This is a genomic window from Sphingopyxis sp. LARHCG72 (assembly GCF_052871675.1).
On sequence record NZ_JBIXJU010000009.1, the window covers coordinates 84,078 to 100,607 of the forward strand.

Annotated in this window: 14 protein-coding genes and 1 tRNA gene; 6 read left to right on the forward strand and 9 right to left on the reverse strand. The window is 65.8% G+C overall.

Annotation, left to right across the window (positions count from 1 at the left end; all coding sequences use genetic code 11):
- Window positions 1-11 precede the first annotated feature (11 nt).
- Window positions 12-1,325, reverse strand: a complete 1,314-nt coding sequence (locus ACIPPQ_RS18480) for an MFS transporter (protein WP_446545526.1) — start codon at window positions 1,323-1,325, stop codon at window positions 12-14.
- 128 nt (window positions 1,326-1,453) lie between these two features.
- Between ACIPPQ_RS18480 and ACIPPQ_RS18485 the strand changes: the two genes are divergently transcribed.
- On the forward strand, window positions 1,454-3,175 hold the full coding sequence (locus ACIPPQ_RS18485; RefSeq protein WP_446545527.1) for a DUF885 domain-containing protein: 1,722 nt from the start codon (window positions 1,454-1,456) through the stop codon (window positions 3,173-3,175).
- On the opposite strand, the gene ACIPPQ_RS18490 is transcribed toward ACIPPQ_RS18485, so the two are convergent.
- Window positions 3,172-4,473 (reverse strand): RsmB/NOP family class I SAM-dependent RNA methyltransferase, encoded by a 1,302-nt coding sequence (locus ACIPPQ_RS18490; protein ID WP_446545528.1) that lies wholly within the window; start codon window positions 4,471-4,473, stop codon window positions 3,172-3,174. The two genes, ACIPPQ_RS18485 and ACIPPQ_RS18490, sit on opposite strands and share 4 nt — an antisense overlap.
- Here ACIPPQ_RS18490 and ACIPPQ_RS18495 point away from each other — a divergent pair.
- Complete coding sequence (locus tag ACIPPQ_RS18495; RefSeq protein WP_446545529.1) at window positions 4,472-4,738, forward strand: DUF1674 domain-containing protein; 267 nt, start codon at window positions 4,472-4,474, stop codon at window positions 4,736-4,738. The genes ACIPPQ_RS18490 and ACIPPQ_RS18495 overlap by 2 nt on opposite strands.
- 122 nt (window positions 4,739-4,860) lie before the next feature.
- On the opposite strand, the gene ACIPPQ_RS18500 is transcribed toward ACIPPQ_RS18495, so the two are convergent.
- Both ACIPPQ_RS18500 and ACIPPQ_RS18505 read right to left on the reverse strand, forming a co-directional pair.
- Complete coding sequence (locus tag ACIPPQ_RS18500; protein WP_446545530.1) at window positions 4,861-5,640, reverse strand: SapC family protein; 780 nt, start codon at window positions 5,638-5,640, stop codon at window positions 4,861-4,863.
- Between the two features lie 107 nt (window positions 5,641-5,747).
- A complete protein-coding gene (locus tag ACIPPQ_RS18505) occupies window positions 5,748-7,172 on the reverse strand; it encodes an FAD-binding oxidoreductase (protein WP_446545531.1) in 1,425 nt (474 codons plus the stop codon).
- 188 nt (window positions 7,173-7,360) lie between these two features.
- Between ACIPPQ_RS18505 and ACIPPQ_RS18510 the strand changes: the two genes are divergently transcribed.
- Together ACIPPQ_RS18510 and ACIPPQ_RS18515 are read left to right on the forward strand one after the other, a co-directional pair.
- Window positions 7,361-7,882 carry a hypothetical protein gene (locus tag ACIPPQ_RS18510; RefSeq protein WP_446545532.1) on the forward strand — a complete coding sequence of 174 codons (522 nt, stop codon included), beginning with the start codon at window positions 7,361-7,363 and terminating at the stop codon, window positions 7,880-7,882.
- A gap of 126 nt (window positions 7,883-8,008) precedes the next feature.
- On the forward strand, window positions 8,009-9,400 hold the full coding sequence (locus tag ACIPPQ_RS18515; RefSeq protein ID WP_446545533.1) for a DEAD/DEAH box helicase: 1,392 nt from the start codon (window positions 8,009-8,011) through the stop codon (window positions 9,398-9,400).
- Between the two features lie 21 nt (window positions 9,401-9,421).
- Here ACIPPQ_RS18515 and ACIPPQ_RS18520 read toward each other — a convergent pair whose 3' ends face one another.
- Window positions 9,422-10,438, reverse strand: coding sequence for an NADP-dependent oxidoreductase (locus ACIPPQ_RS18520; RefSeq protein WP_446545534.1), 1,017 nt, complete (start codon window positions 10,436-10,438; stop codon window positions 9,422-9,424).
- Between the two features lie 99 nt (window positions 10,439-10,537).
- On the opposite strand from ACIPPQ_RS18520, the gene ACIPPQ_RS18525 reads away from it, so the two are divergent.
- Window positions 10,538-10,613: transfer RNA gene (locus tag ACIPPQ_RS18525), tRNA-Ala, on the forward strand.
- A gap of 116 nt (window positions 10,614-10,729) precedes the next feature.
- Here ACIPPQ_RS18525 and ACIPPQ_RS18530 read toward each other — a convergent pair.
- The 4 genes from ACIPPQ_RS18530 to ACIPPQ_RS18545 all read right to left on the reverse strand — a co-directional run bounded on the left by ACIPPQ_RS18530 (window position 10,730) and on the right by ACIPPQ_RS18545 (window position 16,043).
- Window positions 10,730-11,779: an aspartyl/asparaginyl beta-hydroxylase domain-containing protein gene (locus ACIPPQ_RS18530; protein ID WP_446545535.1), complete on the reverse strand. Its 1,050-nt coding sequence runs from the start codon at window positions 11,777-11,779 to the stop codon at window positions 10,730-10,732.
- 53 nt (window positions 11,780-11,832) lie between these two features.
- Complete coding sequence (locus ACIPPQ_RS18535; protein ID WP_446545536.1) at window positions 11,833-12,765, reverse strand: DUF4349 domain-containing protein; 933 nt, start codon at window positions 12,763-12,765, stop codon at window positions 11,833-11,835.
- Window positions 12,766-12,838: 73 nt separating this feature from the next.
- Window positions 12,839-15,145, reverse strand: coding sequence for an ATP-dependent helicase (locus ACIPPQ_RS18540; protein ID WP_446545537.1), 2,307 nt, complete (start codon window positions 15,143-15,145; stop codon window positions 12,839-12,841).
- 16 nt (window positions 15,146-15,161) lie between these two features.
- A complete protein-coding gene (locus tag ACIPPQ_RS18545; protein ID WP_446545538.1) occupies window positions 15,162-16,043 on the reverse strand; it encodes a Rossmann-like and DUF2520 domain-containing protein in 882 nt (293 codons plus the stop codon).
- Between the two features lie 150 nt (window positions 16,044-16,193).
- Here ACIPPQ_RS18545 and ACIPPQ_RS18550 point away from each other — a divergent pair, with 150 nt between their 5' ends.
- Entirely contained in the window at window positions 16,194-16,529 is a 336-nt protein-coding gene (locus tag ACIPPQ_RS18550; protein ID WP_446545539.1) for a hypothetical protein, read from the forward strand.
- Window position 16,530 lies beyond the last annotated feature (1 nt).

Here is a 16,530-nt window from a genome sequence, read left to right on the forward strand (position 1 = left end):
ACCGCGCAGAGCTATTCAGCAGTCTTTTTGAATTGCGGCTCGAACGTGCGCGCACGGCGCAGTTCGGGGAAGATCCACGCCCAGAGCGCGGTCACGCCGACCGCGGCGGCGCCGCCGACGACCACCGCGCTGACGGGGCCGAGCGCCGCGGCCATCGCGCCGGCGCGCATCTCGCCAAGCTCGTTCGATGCCGAAATCGCGAGGCCTGATGCCGCGCTGACGCGCCCGCGCATATGGTCGGGGGTGTTGAGCTGGATCAGCGTCCCGCGCACGAAGACCGAGAACATGTCCGCCGCGCCCATCAGTACGAGCACCGCGAGCGAGAGCAGGAGGTTGGTCGAGAAGCCGAAGACGACCGTCCCCGCACCGAACGCTGCGACCGCCCACAGCATCTTCACGCCGACGTTGCGCTCGATCGGACGGATGGCGAGGCCGACGGCGACGCCGACCGATCCGAAAGCGACGGCGGCGCGCATCAACCCGGCACCCTCGGGTCCTGCGTGCAATATGTCGCGTGCGAAGACCGGGAACATCGCGGTTGCGCCGGCGAGCAGCACCGCGAACAGGTCGAGCGTGATCGTCCCGAGCAGGAAGCGCTCGATCCAGACGAAGCGTAGCCCGTCGGCCATTTCGCGCAGCGGATGGCGGCGGACCTCGGCGGGCGGCGGCAGGACCTGGCGCACCCGGCTGAGCGTGAAGGCCGAAATGGCAAGGAGGAGCGCGGAGAAGACGTAGACGGCCCCCGGATGCGCGGCGTAGATGAGGCCACCGGCCGCCGGGCCGATCACCGACGCCGATTGCCATGCGATGCTGCTCATCGCGATCGCGCGCGGCAATACCGCCGGCGGGACGATGTTGGGCGCGATCGCGCTCATCGCCGGGCCCGAGAAGACGCGCGCGACGCCGTGCATGGCGGCGAGCCCGAAGAGCAAAGGCAGCGTCAGCCCGTCGGTCCAGGTGAACCAGCCGAGCGTTGCCGCAATCAGCAAGTCGATCAGGTTCGAGAAGATCGCGACGCTGCGCCGCTCGAACCGGTCAGCCGCCCACCCGGCGACGGGGGTCAGGATGGCGAGCGGAACGAACTGGAACAGGCCGAGCAGTCCGAGCTGGAACGACGCTTCCTTGATCGACATGCCATAGTCGGTGCGCGCGGTGTCATAGAGCTGGTAGCCGATGACGACGACCATCGCGATCGTCGCCATCACCGCGGTGAAGCGCGCGAGCCAGAAATAGCGGAAATCGGGAAAGCTGAGCGGGGAGGGGGCTTTAGGCGTCGCCTCCGGCATGACCGGTTCTTCGCCTTCGGGAGGAGGGATTGTCGCCATCGATCACCGCCGTAGCCCGCTTTTCGTCGCTGTCCAGACAGGATGGCTTTGCCGTTCGTCGATTATCGGATGTCATGGGCCACAGGGGCTGGCAGAAGCGCCGCCACAGGAGTCAGGGAGATTATCGAATGAAGAGCAAATTTGCCCGCTTCGGCGGGGCGGCGATGGCTGCGACGCTGCTGGTTCTTACCGCTTGCAACGCGTCGGACAACAAGTCGGCGACCGCACCGAGCGCGAAGAACTGGACCGAGTTTCGCGATCAGTTCCTCGCCGGCTATTTCCCGCTCAACCCGAACTTCGCGGTTTATCAGGGCAAGCATGAGTTCGACGGGCAATTGCCCGACTGGTCGCCCGAGGGACTCGAAAAGCAGGTCGCCTATCTCGAAAAGGCGATCGTGGATGCGAAAGCGTTCGACGGCGAAATGACCGACGCCGAGAAGTTCGAACGCGACTATCTGGTCCACGTCGCGCAAGGCCAGCTCTTCTTCCTCCGCGATACCGATTTCGCGCAGAAGAACCCGTCCTTCTACACCGGCGCGCTCGACCCCAATGTCTATATCGCGCGGCCCTATGCCGACGCGACGACGCGCATGAAGGCGTTCATCGCCTATGCCGAAAAAGTTCCCGCCGCCGCCGCGCAAATCAAGGCGAATTTGAAGCTGCCGCTGCCCGCGACCTTCGTCAAATATGGCACCGCCGGCTTCGGCGGCTTCGCCGACTATTACAAGGGCGACGCCAAGGCGGCCTTTGCGTCGGTCAAGGACGAGGCGCTGCAGAAGCAGTTCGACGAAGCCGCCGCGAAGGCGGGCGCGGCGATGACCGATCTTGCGAAATATGTCGGGTCGCAGCCGGGCACGCCCGACGGCTATGCGCTCGGAGCCGACAAGTTCGCGAAGATGATCCTCACCAACGAAGGCGTCGATACCCCGCTCGACGAACTCGAACGCATCGGGCAGGCCGACCTCAAGCGCAACCAGGACGCGCTGAAGGCGGCGTGCGCGACCTATGCCGCGGGCATGACGATCGCCGACTGCATGAAGAAGATGAACGCCGACAAGCCCGCCGACGGCCCCGTCGCCGAGGCGCGGCGCCAGCTCCCGACGCTGCGCGCCTTCCTGATCGAAAAGGACATCGTGACGATCCCCGGCACCGAACAGGCGCAGGTCGAGGAATCGCCGCCGTATAACCGCCAGAACAGCGCCTATATCGACATCCCCGGGCCCTATGAGAAAGGCCTGCCGTCGGTCTATTATATCTCGCCGCCTGACCCCGCGTGGGACAAGCAGACGCAGGCCGATTTCGTGCCCGGCCGCAAGGACCTGATGTTCACCTCGGTGCACGAGGTGTGGCCGGGCCACTTCCTCAATTTCCTCCACGCGAACCGCGCCGAAAGCATCTTCGGCAAGCTCTTCGTCGGCTATGCCTTCGCCGAAGGCTGGGCGCATTATACCGAAGAGATGATGTGGGACGCAGGGCTCGGCGAGGGCGATCCCGAGACGCATATCGGCCAGCTGTCGAACGCGCTGCTGCGCGACTGCCGCTACCTCTCGGCCATCGGCCTGCACACCAAGGGCATGACCGTCGCGGATTCGGAAAAGCTGTTCAAGGAGCAATGCTATCAGGACGAGGGCAATGCGCGGCAGCAGGCGGCGCGCGGCACCTATGATCCCGCCTATCTCAACTACACGATGGGCAAGCTGATGATCCGCAAGCTGCGCGACGACTGGACGAAGGGCGACCGGACGAAGTGGAAGGCGTTCCACGACGAATTCCTGTCGTACGGCGGCCCGCCGATCCCGATGGTGCGCGCGGCAATGATGAAGGAGGCTGCGCCGAAGGCGGTCTTCTAGGCCGAAGGCGCGCGCAGCCGCGCGACGAAGAAGCCGTCGAGGCCCCCTTGATCGGCGAGCATGGCGGGCAGGGTGCGAATGAAACCTTGCCCGTCGGCCGCAATCGCTGCGGGCAGCTCGTCGGCGCGTGCCGGGTCGATCGACCAGCCCGTGTGGCGATCGAGAAAGACGGACAGCTGGTCCTCGCCCTCGGCGCGTTCGAGCGAGCAGGTCGCATAGACCAGCGTCCCGCCCGGTTTGACCCAGCCCGCCGCGCGTTCCAGCAGCTCTGCCTGCAACGCGGCCATCTCGGCAATCTGCCGGGGTTCGATCCGATGCAGCACGTCGGGATGGCGGCGAAAGATGCCGGTCGCCGAACAGGGCGCGTCGAGCAGCACGGCGTCGGCCGGACCCGCGGGCGTCCACGAGCGGATATCGCCTTGCACGACATCGGCCGAAAGGCCGGTGCGCACCATATTGGCGCGCAGCCGGTCGAGCCGTTTTGCGCTGGCATCGACGGCAACGACGTTCCAGCCCGCCGCCGCGAGCTGCATCGTCTTGCCGCCCGGCGCCGCGCACAGGTCGAGGACGGTGCGGCCTTCGCCGGCTCCGAGCAGCCGTGCGGGAAGGCTGGCCGCGAGATCCTGCACCCACCAGCCGCCTTCGCTATAGCCGGGCATTGTCTCGACCGCCTGCCCGCGCGGCAGGCGGCGATGACGCGGCGCGAAGGACATCGCGTCGGGCCATTCGTCGGTACCGGGTTCGTGCGCAAAGCTGAGGTCGATCGGCGGCGGCGCGCTCCAGATCGCCTCGGCCGCCTCGACCATCTTCAAATCCCATTGCTCGGCCCAGCGTTCGGCGGTGGCGAGGGGAAGCGTTGCGCGTTCGGGAAGCCGCCATTCCTCCTGCTGCGCGCGCGACAGGATCGCGTGGACCAGCCGCCGCGGACCGCCATCGACGAGTGGCAGGGCGGTCGACACGACGGCATGACCGGGGCTTTTGAGCACGAGCAGTTGGGCAAGGGCGATCCGCAGAACGGCGCGCGATTTGACGTCGTCGGGCAGGATTTGCGACGTCGCGCCATCGATCAGCGCGTCGATATCGACCATCCAGCGCAGCGTTTCCGACGCGATCGCGACGGCGAACGCCCGGTCGGCGCCGCCGAGGCCTTGCGCGGCGGCGTGCATCGCAACGTCGAGCGGGTCGCCGCGGCGCAGGATCGCGTCGACCAGCCGAAGCGCGGCGCGGCGCGCCGCCGTTCCCGCAGGATCGCCGCCGCCGGGTGATCGCCGACGCCGGGGAGGATGACGATCAGCCATGAAGGGCAACGGCGTGGTTGGCGTGACGCATGAAAAATCCTATATGTGGCGCATCATGACCGACAGCAGCCAGAACGTGACCATCGGCGGAACGCCGCGCGCTGTAAAGCGCCCCGCGCATGTGAAGGCGCCCGCGGGCTGGACGAGCAGCGCGCTCCCGTCGCCGGCACCGATTCATGAGGATAAGGCGGAGGACCAGCCGGGCGGCCGCAATCCCGTGCGTTATGGCGATTGGGAACTCAAAGGGATCGCGGTCGATTTCTGACGACGGCAGATATGGGCGCCATCGCGCCCCGGGCCGAGCCATTCCGCAATAGTTATCGACCGTTCGACGGCCGATATCCGGGCCACCCGTGCGCGATGCGGGGCGGCCCGGACTTAACTGGCTCAGGCGGCCGGCAGTTCGGTGTTGAGCGGCATCTTGCCGCTCTTGACCTGCTCGGCGAACACTTCGCGCATCAGCTGCAGCGAGAAGAGGTGCGCGAAAATCAGGCCGAGAATGCCGTTCTGCATCAGCTTGCGCAGCACGTCGCCGCGCAGTTCGCGCAGCTTGTTCTCGTCGACCATCTGGAACCCGCGATAGACATAGGGCTTGTCGTTGCCTTCCTGCTGGATCGCGACTTCGCCGTCCATCAGCAGGTCGGCCTTCTTCAGTTCGTCCATGAACAGGCCGGTGCGCTGGCCGGCTTCCTCGAAATTCTTGCAGAATTCGAGTACGGCCTGCACCTGCTCCGACGGCTGGCCGTCGACGAACAGCGCATCGCCTTCGTCGAACTTGCCGAGCGCGCCCGAGGTCGGGTCGAAGCACAGCGACAGATCTTCCGAATCGGGCTGAAGGCGCGCGAGAAGGAAGGGGTAGCGACGGACATAGGCCGGGACGTAGACCGGGTTGAGCAGCTTGCCTTCGTCGTCGACGAAGGTGTTGATGCCTTCGTTGAGGCCCATCAGCGCGAGCGGAACCGGGTTCTCGCCCGCCGAAAACACGATCGGGAAAAAGCGGCAGGCCGACACGAATTCGTCCGACGTCAGCGGGATTGCGTGCTGGCCGACCAGGAATTCCGCATTGTCGAGCGGGCGGGCGTGGAAGTCCGCATGGTCGACGCTCGAAAGCGGGACGAGGTCCTTGTAAAACAGCGGCAGGTTGGCAGGTGCGGGCGCAGTGGCCATGGTTGAACTCCGGTAGGGTCCCGCTGGTGGGACGAAAAAGGATACAGCGCCTTATTGACCCGCGCCGCGCGGCGCAAGGGGGCGTTGGTGCGCGATGAACGGCGTCTTCAGGCGATGAGCTTGCCGGGGTTGAGGATGCCGGCCGGATCGAGCCCCGCCTTGACCCCGTGGAGTGCCGCCAGCCGCGCCGGGCTGTCTAGTTCCGCGAGAACGTCGCGTTTCATCTGTCCGATGCCATGTTCGGCCGAAATCGAGCCGCCGAGTTCCAGCACGTGCGAATAAACGAGCCGGCTGACCGCCGCACCATGCTCGGCGATCCACGCCGCGCCATCGCACCCGACGGGCGGCTGGACATGGTGATGGACGTTGCCGTCGCCCAGATGCCCGAAGGACAAGGCGCGCGCGCCGGGAAAGGCGCTGTCCAGCCGCTGCGGGTTTTCGGCAATGAAAGCGGGCATCAAGTCGATCGGGACGCTGATATCGTGCTGGAGCGCGGGCCCCTCCGCGCGTTCGGCCTCGGAAATGGAATCGCGCAGGCGCCAGAAATCCTCGCTTTCGCGGTCGCTCTTGGCGATCACGACATCGCGTATCAGGCCGGCCTCGAACGCGGCCGCGAGCTGTTGTTCCAGCGCGTCGCCCAGCGCCTGGTCGCTTTCGCCGGCGAGTTCGGCCAGAACATACCAGGGCTGCGCGGCGGCGAGCGGTGTGCGCGTTTGCGGGATATGGCGCAGCACGGCGTCGAGGCAATCATGCGGGATGAGTTCGAACCCCTCGAGCTCGCGTCCGATCGCGGCGTCGAGGCGGCGTAGCAACAGCAGCGCGGTTTCGGGCGAATCGATCCCGATCCAGGCGGTGCGCCGCGCCGTCGCCGCGGGGACGAGGTGCAGGCACGCTGCGGTGACGATCCCCAACGTCCCTTCGGCGCCGCAGAACAGGTGCCGGAGGTCATAGCCGCGATTATCCTTCTTGAGCGGGGCAAGCCCGTCGAAGATGCTCCCGTCGGGGAGCACCGCTTCGACCCCCGCGACGAGTGCGCGCATCGTCCCGTGGCGCAGCACCTGCGTCCCGCCAGCGTTGGTCGACACCAGCCCGCCGATCGTCGCCGACCCCTTGCCGCCGAGCGTCAGCGGAAAGCGCAGGCCGCGGGCGAGGGCGGCTTCGTGGAAACTCTGGAGCACCACGCCGGCTTCTGCGACGGCGAGCTTTGCCGCCTCGTCGATATGGCGGACGCGGTTCATGCGCCGCAGGCTCAGCAGCAACTGGTTACCGCTCGCGTCGGGCGTTGCGCCGCCGACCATGCCGCTGTTGCCGCCTTGGGGAACCAGCGCGACATCGGCGTCGTGGCACAGGCGCACGGCGGCGGCGACCTCTTCGGTCGTGGCGGGGGACAACATCGCGGCAGCGCGCCCGTGATATTTGCCGCGCCAGTCGGTCAGCCAGGGGGCCATCGTGTCGGCGTCGGCGCTATAGCCTTTTGGCCCGAGCAAATTGGCAAGGGCGTCGAGCAGCGATGCAGTTGGTGGGCGCGTCATGTCGTTCCACTCCGGAAATATCCCCCGTCCGGGCCGGGCGAAGGGCGACAGCAGTTCATTTGATGTTCAATCATCCTTGTTAAAAGGGGCGATGGACGAATAGTATCCTTTCGTCCAGCGGGATGGACGCGGGAGCCACGGGTGAGCATTTTCTTCTGTCAGGACGCCGAAGGAGCGATGGCACGGCTGTGCTGACGGCGGCATTCCTGTGGATCATGGCCGCACCGGCGGCCGATGCAGCGGTGCCTGTCGCCGCGCCCGAGCCATTGGTCGCGGTCGGCGCGCAGACGCCCGATCAGGCCTCGTCCTTCTGGCAGGTCGTGATCGAGCAGCAGCTGATCATCCGTGTCCCGGCCCAGCGCTCGCAGCTCAACAATTTTGCCGCAGGACCCTCGTCGTCGCGGCGCGCGACCGAATTGCCGATCGTCTGGAAAGAGAAAAAGGCCCCGAAATGCGTTGCGATGCGCAATATATTGGGGATGCAGGCGGTCCAGCGCGACAGCATCGACATCATCACGCGGCAGAAGCAGCGTTTGCGCGCACAGCTCAACCGCGGATGCCGCGCGCTCGACTTCTACGCCGGCTTCTACATGCAGGGCAGCAAGGATGGGCGGCTGTGCGAGGATCGCGACCAGATCCACGCGCGGACGGGCGCGAAATGCGAGATCGACAAGTTCCGGTTGATGGTTCCGGTTCGCGAGGAGGATTAGGGGCCTGACCCCGTCGCGTTTTTCGCGGACTTTCCTTGACTTTTCGCCGCCCTTTCCCCAATGGCCGCGGCAACGTCCGCCTGCGTGGGAGGCAGGGCGCCACCTTTTTTCCGGACATATTGCCTCATGAAATTTGCCGATCTCGGCCTTTCCGACGAACTTTTGCGCGCGATCGACGAGTCGGGCTACAGCGAAGCGACCCCGATCCAGGCCGGCGCCATCCCCTCGGTGCTGATGATGCGCGACATGATCGGCATCGCCCAGACGGGCACGGGAAAGACCGCATCCTTCGTGTTGCCGATGATCGACATCCTCGCTCACGGCCGCGCCCGCGCGCTGATGCCGCGCTCGCTCATCCTTGAGCCGACGCGCGAACTCGCTGCGCAGGTCGCTGAAAACTTTGAAAAATACGGCAAGTATCACAAGCTCTCGATGGCGCTGCTGATCGGCGGCGTGCAGATGGGCGATCAGGTCAAGGCGCTGGAAAAGGGCGTCGACGTGCTCATCGCGACCCCCGGCCGCCTGATGGATCTGTTCGAGCGCGGCAAGATTTTGCTCACCGGCTGCAACCTCCTCGTGATCGACGAGGCCGACCGGATGCTCGACATGGGCTTCATTCCCGACATCGAGAATATCTGCACCAAGCTGCCCGCGAATCGGCAGACCCTGCTGTTCTCGGCGACGATGCCGCCGCCGATCAAGAAACTGGCCGACAAGTTCCTGTCGAACCCGAAGACGATCGAAGTGGCGCGCCCGGCAAGCCGCAACGAGAATATCGAGCAGTTCCTGGTCAAGACGTCCGAACGCGGCAAGCGCGACACCCTCCGCAGCCTGATCGAGGCCGAGGACATCGGCACCGCGATCATCTTCTGCAACCGCAAGACGACCGTGCGCGAACTGGCGAAATCGCTGCAGCGCTATGGCTATAAGGCGGGCGAGATTCATGGTGACATGGACCAGTCGAGCCGCATCGCCGAGCTTGACCGGTTCAAGGCGGGCACGATCAACATTCTCGTCGCATCGGACGTCGCGGCGCGCGGCCTCGACGTGAAGGGCGTCAGCCACGTCTTCAATTTCGACGCGCCTTGGCACCCCGACGATTATGTCCATCGTATCGGCCGCACCGGGCGTGCGGGCGCGAAGGGCCGGGCCTTCACGCTGGTGACGCCCTCCGACGACGAGGCGGTCGACAATATCCAGAAGCTGACCGGCTACAAGATTCCGGTCCATGGCGGCGGCGCGCCAGCAGCCGATACGGCCGAACGCGAAGCCGATGATGCCGAGCCGCGGCGCGGCCGTTCGGCGCGTGGCGGACGCGGCAAGAGCGGAGCGAAGCCCGAAAAGGCGCCTGCGCGTCCGGCGCCCGCTGCCGCCGAAGCACGGCCGGCCAAGCCCCCGCGCGACGATCGCAAGCCGGCGCGCGAGGACCGCAGGCCGAAGCACGACGATCTCGACGGTCCCGACGACGGCTGGAACGGCCCGATGCCGGGATTCCTTTCGGTGGGTTTCGGCAGCTGACGCGCAGCGAGCCGGTGCTGGTCAGAGCCTGACCAGCATCTTTCCGATATTGCCGCCCGAAAACAGGCCGAGGAAGGCGTCGGGTGTCGACGCCAGTCCGTCGTGCACGGTTTCGCGTATCGTCACCGCGCCGCTCGCGATCAACCCGCCCATGTCGGCATAGAATTCCTCCATGCACTCGATGAACTGGTCGGTGTAGATAAAGCCTTCCATGCGGATCCGTGCCGGGATCGTGCGGACGAGATATTTCATCTCCTGCGCCTTGCCGTCGTTGTAGACGTCGATCATGCCGCAGATCGCGAAACGTGCGAAATCGTTGGCGGTCGCAAAGGCCGCGTCCAGATGTTCGCCGCCGACATTGTCGAAATAGACGTCGATACCCGATTTGCCGAGGCCTTCGAGCGCGGCGGCGAGTTGCGGCAGCACCGGCCCCGCCTTGTAATCGACCACCGCATCGGCGCCGAGGTCGTGGGCCCAAGCGCATTTTTCCGCGCCGCCCGCCGAGCCGATGACGGTCATTTCGCGCGCCTTGGCAATCTGCACCACCGCCGAGCCGACCGCACCCGCCGCCGCGGAAACGAACACCGTGTCACCGGGTCTGGCGCTCGCGACGCGGAGCAGCCCGATCCACGCGGTGCCGCCGGTCAGCCCCATATTGTGGAGGAAGGTCTGCGGGGTCATCCCCGCCGCCAGCGCTTCGGCGGGCAGTTTGTTGGGCATCATGTCGAGCCCGATGACCCCGCCATCGCGCCAGCCGCCCATGTGGAGGATCAGGTCGCCGGGGGCGAAGCCGTCCATGGTGCTTTCGAGTACCTCGCCGATCGCGCCGCCGGTCATCGGCTGGTCGATCTGGAAGCTCGCCGCATAGCTTTTGGCGTCGTTCATGCGGCCGCGCATATAGGGATCGACCGACAGCCACAGGTTGCGGACGCGCAACTGGTCCTTGTCGAGCGGTGCGTCGGGCAGTTCGCGCAGCGCGAAATTATCGATCGTCGGCAGCCCGTGCGGACGACTGGTCAAATGCCATGCCTTGGCCATCGGAATCCCCCCATTTCTCGATTTCGCCCGGCGACGGCAACAAAGGTCAGAAAAGCCGTTGCCACTGCCAAACAGTGTCGTTAAGACCCCGCCGGTCGCGGGGCCGTAGCTCAGATGGGAGAGCGCTGCAATCGCACTGCAGAGGTCAGGGGTTCGATTCCCCTCGGCTCCACCAGCGACCCTCCACCCGCAAACCCCAGAAAATTGCGCGCCGCATACTTCAAGATCAATAGTCGCCGGGCCTGCGGAGTCCCTTCACAAACCCGGTAAACGCGGCAGTCGCGATAAGCTTTATTGCCCGGCATAAGTGTCGATCGCCGCGAAGATGCGCGTCAATTGCGCGCGCTCGTCGGCATCGATATCGGGGCGCCAGATTTCGAACAGCAGGATTGTTCGGTCGCTCGCGCCGCGGTTCCATGCCTCATGTTCGAAACTGTCGTCGAAGATCAGCACCTCGCCCTCGCGCCAGCTTAGCGTTTCGGCACCCACGCGCAGGCCGCAGCCGTCGGGCACGATCAGCGGCAAGTGGCAGATAAGCCGCGTGTTGAGCAGTCCGTGGTGCGGCTGGATATGCGTGCCGGGGGTAAGGCGCGAAAAGAGCGCGATCGGCGCGCGGCCCGGGATCACGGGCTGCGGCGCCAGTTCGAGCGCGGCGAGGGTTGCGGGACAGAGCACGTCCATCCCGTCGGCGACGACGCCGTCCTTCCACAGCCAGGCCGCGCCCCAGTCGGGCTTGTCGAGCAGCGGATTATTGGGCGGCGGACGGTCGGGACTGGCGGTCACATACGGGCCGAACCGGTCGGCCGCATTGCCTGCAAGCGCCAGCAGTTCGGCACGGATCGCGTCGGTTGCCGCCTCGACGGCCTCGACCCATTCGAAATCGGCGCGCTCGAAGAAGGGGCGCTGCGCGAGCCCGGGGAAATAGAACATGCTCGGTTGCTGGAGATAGAGCGGCTGTTCGCCGGCAAGCACGCGGAGCGCTTCGGCCACGCGCGGCGTCGCGCTGGCGGCATCGATTCCGGCGCCGCGCAACTGGCCGAGCAGGTGGTCGGCAAAGGCGCGCTCGGTTGCGGCGATAAATTGTTCGGCGCGCTGGAGGCCGGGGTGAAGCGCGGGCGGGACGCTGCGCGCCTGCGCCGCGGTTCCGAGCGCGAGGCGATAGAAACTGCCCGCGGCGCGATCGTCGGAGAGGCCGCGCTTGAGCTCGGCCATCGCGAGCAGCGCCGCTATATTGCCGCGGTCGGCGCGGATCGCGGCTTCGAGCACGGCGGTTTCCGCCGCGACATCGCCACGGCGATGGGCGTCGCGTGCCTGATCCAGCCATGTCGTCTGCCCCGTCATGATTCCAGCCATAACGGGGCGCCGGACCTTTGCAAGCGACGCCCCGAAATGCCTCAGGTTTCGGCCGGCGGCGACGCCTCGGCAGGCTTCGCCGCGCCGCGGAGCCATGTCCGTATCCCGCGCACCGGCGGGGTGCGCCAGATGGCCATCAGCAGTGCGAGGAGCGCGGCCCACGGCAGGATCGCCGCCCCGACGACGAGGATGAACGACAGCATCACGCTGCCGCTGTGGACGAGCATGTTCAACGCGTCGCTGAACGGATTGCCATAGCCGATCCCGGGCAATCCGCCGGTGCCGACATAGTCGAACTGCATCGGTGTCGTGGCGAGCATCGCTTCGCCCGTCCGGCGCGTATCGCGTTCGCCGTCGAGTTGGCGTCGCATCGCCGCGATCTGCTGTTGCAGCTCGGCGCGTTCGCGATCGCCGAGGCCGCCCTGTTTGAGCCGGGTTTCGAGACGGGTGATTTCGGCATTGAGGTCGGCGCTGCGGCGCTGCGAGTCACTGATTTGCGTGCCGACATCTTCGCCGCTGATCCGTGTCGCGGCGAGCACACCTTCGGCCTTTTCGACGCTGGAGAGCGCATCGCGGCCGAATTTGCGCGCGATCGCCGGGTCGAGCTTGAAGAGGAGCTGCGCCTCGACTTCGTTTTCGCGCACGAGGCGATAGCTCATCCCGGCGATGCGGCAGCGGTTGGTGCCGAGCGCTTCGCATGCGGCGGCATGTTCTTCCTGGACCTTTGCGATGCGATTGTCGTCGAGCCGGAAGGCATAGGCATAGTTGAACGCGACGCCCGGCGCCGATGTGATGCCGATATTGGGACTGCGCACTGCGGGCGGGAGAGCGTCCGCTGGTGCCGGAATTGACTGGGGCGCGGCGTCGACTGGCACCATGTCATAGGCGGGGGCTTCTTTTAGCGATTCCGAGTTTTTTTCCGAACAGCCGATCAGGGCGAGCGCCATCGCGCCCGCTAAGAGCTTGGTTTTCATGAAGTCTCTCCCAACATGCGACTCGTGGTCGCATGTGATGTCATATCATAATAGAAAGAGTAGACAATCTGTTTCAGGCGAGCTTGATAAAGCTGTCGAGCACGCGTTTCGATCCGGCCTGTTCGAACTCGACTTCGAGCTTGTTGCCGTCGATATCAATGATTTCGCCATAACCGAACTTCTCGTGAAACACGCGCATCCCGATGGCGAGGTCGGCGCGCGCTTTGGCGCCGACCGATGCCGCGGGGCCCTTTTCGCTCGGCGCCGGCGCGCGCGTGATCGTCGACGATCCGGCGACCGCGCGTTGCCAGGCCGGGCCGCGCGTCATCGTGCGCGCTGGCTGGCGCTCGGCAACATGCGCGAAGGGGTCGCCCTGCGCCGACCAGTTCGCGCGCCACAGGCTCTGCCCGCCGCCGAAGCTGTTTTCGCTGTCGACATGTTCGGGCGGGATTTCGGCGATGAAGCGGCTCGGGATGCTGCTCATCCACTGGCCATAGATGCGGCGGTTCGCCGCGTGATAGATGCTCGCGCGCTGGCGGGCGCGGGTGATCGCGACATAGGCTAGGCGGCGTTCTTCCTCGAGGCTCGCGATACCGCCTTCGTCCATCGAGCGCTGCGACGGGAATACCCCGTCCTCCCATCCCGCGAGGAAGACATGGTCGAACTCGAGGCCCTTCGCGGCGTGGATCGTCATGATCGTGACCGTCTCGGTCGTGTCGTCATTGTCGCGGTCCATGACGAGGCTGACATGCTCGAGGAATTCCTCAAGCGTTTCATATTCCTCCATCGCGCGGACGAGTTCGGACAGGTTCTCGAGGCGTCCCGCGGCCTCGGCGCTGCGATCGGCCTGGAGCATCGCGGTATAGCCCGACTCGTCGAGGATCAGCTGGGTCAGTTCCGGGTGCGACAGTTGGTTCGCCTTCGCCTGCCAGCTGCGCATCTGCGCCACGAAATTGGCGAGCTGGCGCCGCGCCTGCGGGGTCAGCTCGTCGGTTTCGGTGATCCGCGACGCGGCATTGAGCAGCGGCAACTGCTCGGCGCGGGCATATTGGTGGATGCGCTGGAGCGCCTTGTCGCCGAGCCCGCGCTTGGGCACGTTGACGATGCGTTCAAAGGCAAGGTCGTCGGCCGCCGACTGGACGAGGCGGAGGTAGGCGAGCGCGTCGCGGATTTCGGCGCGCTCGTAGAAGCGGAATCCGCCGACGATGCGGTACGGCATGCCGATCGCGATGAAGCGGTCTTCGAACTCGCGCGTCTGGAACTGCGCGCGAACAAGGATCGCGGCGCGGTCGAGGCTGACCTTGCGGCGCTGGAGCGTCTCCAGCTCTTCGCCGATGCGGCGCGCTTCCTCCGGCCCGTCCCACACACCAACGACGCGCAACTTGTCGCCGGGCTCGAGTTCGGTCCACAGCGTCTTACCGAGCCGGTCGCTGTTCTGCGCGATCAGTGCGGAGGCGGCGGCGAGGATCTGCGGGGTCGAGCGGTAATTTTGTTCGAGGCGGATCACCGTCGCGCCGGGAAAATCCTTTTCGAAGCGGAGAATGTTCGCGACCTCGGCGCCGCGCCACGAATAGATCGACTGGTCGTCGTCGCCGACGCAGCAGATATTCTTGCGCGCCTGTGCGAGCAGTCGCAGCCACAGATACTGGCTCGCGTTGGTGTCCTGATATTCGTCGACGAGGACATATTTGAAGCGCGCCTGATATTGTTCGAGAACGTCGCGGTGCGTTTTCAGGATCACCAGCATGTGGAGCAGCAGGTCGCCGAAATCGCAGGCGTTCAATGTCTTCAGCCGCGCCTGATAAAGCGCGTAGAAATGCTGGCCCTTGCCGTCGGCATAGGACTCCTTGTCGGCGGCATCGAGATCGGCGGGGGTCAGCCCGCGGTTCTTCCATTTGTCGATCAGCCCCGCGAGCTGGCGTGCGGGCCAGCGCTTCTCGTCGAGCCCTTCGGCCTGGATGAGCTGTTTCAGGACGCGAAGCTGGTCGTCGGTGTCGAGGATGGTAAAATTGCTCTGGAGGCCCACCAGTTCGGCGTGGCGGCGGAGCATCTTCGCGGCGATGCTGTGGAAGGTGCCGAGCCACGGCATCCCCTCGACCGCGTCGCCGATCATCCGCCCGATGCGCTCGCGCATCTCGCGCGCCGCCTTGTTGGTGAAGGTGACCGCGAGGATTTCGGAAGGCCAGGCGCGGCGTGTCGCGATGATGTGCGCGAGCCGCGCGGTGAGCGCCGCGGTCTTGCCCGTGCCCGCGCCCGCAAGCATCAGCACCGGGCCTTCGGTCGTCAGCACCGCCTGCCGCTGCGGCCCGTTCAATCCTTGCAGATAGGGCGGGTCCGAAGGGTCGGGGCGGGTCAGGTCGGGCGTCGAGATGGGAGGCATATTCACGCGCGAACGATTAGGGAACAGCGAGCAGGCTGTCCAGTGCAGTGAGGCGGTCCGAGGGCAAGTTTCCTGCGCGTTTCAACTCGTCGAGCGTCGCGCGCGCCATCGCGCGATAGGCGGGCAGAAGGTCGGGGCTATGCGCCGCCAGCGTATCGAGATGGTCGCCGATCGTCCGCGCGTCCCCGCGCAGCAACGGCCCCGACAATCCCGCAAAGCCGATCGCAAGGCCGTTTTCGAGCGCCGCACGGACGAGCGGGGCCAGCAGCGCCGCCGGGTCGTCGACCCCGGCGTCCTCCAGCGCGTGCGAGGCGCCCGTGATCAGCGTTACCAGATGGTTCGACGCGTGGCAGAGTGCCGCGTGATAGAGCGCCCGCCGGTCCTCTGCGATTTCGACGGCGACGCCGCCGAGCAGCGCGACAATGTTTTTCGCCTGTTCGGTCGCTTCGGGGGCTGAACCAGTCACCGCGAAGCGCGCGCCTGCCATCCGTCGCGCTTCGGCTTGCGGATCGCCGGTAAAGGTCATCGCGGGATGGATCGCCGCGGTCCGCGCGCCGGCGACGCGCAGCGGTTCGAGGATCGCCGCGCCGCTGCGTCCGCTGACATGGAAGATGAAACGGCCGCGGCCTGCCGACGATATGGCGGCCATATCGCCGACGATGTCGGCCAGAGCATCGTCGGCGACGGCGATCGCGATGACGTTGCATTCGGCCATGAGATGATCGACCGCGGGGGCGGTGACGGCACCGACCGCCGTCGCCGCGCCGGCGGTCCGTTCAGGCGAGCGACCCCACATCATCGGTGGCCGGAGCGAATGCTGCGCGAGGGCTAGCGCAAGCGCCTGCGCGACGCGGCCTGTGCCGACGACGCCGGGTTGATGGAGACGAAGACCGGTCATGGGCGCGGCGTAGCGCGGGGGCGATAGTTTGCCAACGGAGCGTCGGCTTTCGACCGAAAGTAGCCGTTCCCGCGAGAATCAAAATTGCCCGCATCCAATCATTGCCGGAGCGGCTGGACGCCCGGGCCAACAGCAGACATATAACCACCGATGATCCAGGTCCGCTCGCCATTGGAAATTAAGGTCGACCCGGAAGGCGGCTGGCAACTCATGTTCTGGGTCTTGGACTCGTTCAACTACGCAACGCCCTTTCGAAATATGCTCGCGGACATTGCTGATGGTCTGGGACAGAATCCGGACAGCGATCTTCAGCTGCCGCTATATGAAATGAACGAAGATTTCGTGGAGGGGACTCTGCGGTTTGGGGACACACATCTTCGTATATATTACGAGCATTCTCTGAGCTATTTATCGCTCATGAGTGACAACGAAAGCGTGCTGAGGGACATTGTCGCCCGCATCCAGTCACGCATCACAATCGTCTAGG